Raw genomic sequence first — 1,377 nt, 5'->3', positions numbered from 1 at the left:
GATAGATGGAATGGTCGCCTCCCGCCTTAACGGGCCGTCGGCCGCCGCAGTCTTGCGTCCTGAGCGTGCGACATTGCTGGTTCGGCAGTCATGCCGCCAAGGAGACCCAGATGGAACCCATGACCATTGCCATCGATCTGGCCAAACGCGTTTTCCAGATTCACTATGTCGAGCCAGCTACTGGCACGATTCACAGCAAGGCCCTCAAACGCGCCCAGCTCGTGCCGTTCTTCGCCAACCGGCCTGCGAGTCATGTCGTCATGGAGGCCTGCGGCAGCGCCCATCACTGGGCCCGTGTCCTGGCGCGGCTCGGCCATGACGTCAGGCTCATCGCAGCCCAGTTCGTGCGGCCGTTCGTGAAGTCGAACAAGAATGACGCCGCCGACGCCGCGGCGATCTGGGAAGCTGCCCAGCGTCCCGGCATGCGCTTCGTGGCCGTCAAGACGGAAGACCAGCAGGCCATGCTTGCGATGCACCGCATACGCCAGCAACTAGTCCGAATTCGCGTCATGCAGGTCAACCAGCTTCGTGGGCTACTCTACGAATTTGGCGTTGTGCTGCCGCAAGGCCGCCGCGCATCGATCGAGGCTGCAAAAGCTGCGCTGGCGTCACTGACCGACCCGTTGCCAGCCATGCTGGCAGACAGCCTGCAGGACCAGCTCTCGCGACTTCGCACGCTCGACGAACAGATCGCACGGATCGAACAGCGCATTCTCGAATGGCGCCGCAACGACGATGCGTGCCGCCGTATCTCGGAGATTCCAGGTGTGGGTGTGCTCACGGCGACCGCCGCGGTATCGGTCATCGGACAAGCAAAGACGTTTCACTCCGGACGAGAATTTGCCGCCTACCTTGGTCTCGTGCCGCGACAGAACAGCTCCGGGGGCAAAGTGAAGCTCGGCGGCATCAGCAAACGCGGTAACGTGTATTTGCGAACGCTGCTGATCCATGGCGCGCGATCGGTCATCTCGAGTTCGAAGCATTTGCCAGAGCGATTGCGCCAGATGCTGACGCGGCGCCCCACAAACGTCGTTGCTGTTGCACTCGCCAACAAGATGGCGCGAACGATCTGGGCGCTGCTGGCGTATGGGCGAACGTATCAGGCGGCGCCGGCGCAGTGAGCACGCATCAAAGCCTTTAACCCATCCACGGTTGCATAGGTGTATTGAACGATGGCAAGACAGGTTGGACCGCACAAAGGCAAGCCTGAGACATTACTCGGACTTCGAGTCCGCTTTTTAGATTAGGACCTTTGCGGCGAAATCCATCGGGGCCGGCGGGTACATCCCGCGATCGAGTCCGGATATAAGTCCGCAACCACCCTCCTCGCCACGCACAATCGCCTTGCAAATGGGAGGCGACCATATAAGTAATGTC

Annotated in this window: 1 protein-coding gene; it reads left to right on the top strand. The window is 60.9% G+C overall.

Annotation, left to right across the window (positions count from 1 at the left end):
• Positions 1-110: 110 nt before the first annotated feature.
• The gene (locus tag ACV229_RS40480) at positions 111-1,121 is read left to right on the top strand and encodes an IS110 family transposase (RefSeq protein WP_448088647.1); all 1,011 of its coding nucleotides are present in this window, start codon (positions 111-113) and stop codon (positions 1,119-1,121) included.
• Positions 1,122-1,377 lie beyond the last annotated feature (256 nt).

This window comes from Burkholderia sp. MR1-5-21 (assembly GCF_053427715.1).
The sequence above is the reverse complement of the archived record's forward strand: the minus strand, read 5'-3'. Positions and strand labels throughout refer to the sequence as shown.

Coding starts and splice junctions, on each gene's coding strand:
- ACV229_RS40480 (WP_448088647.1), top strand. CDS start 111: ATGGAACCCATGACCATTGCCATCGATCTGGCCAAACGCGTTTTCCAG.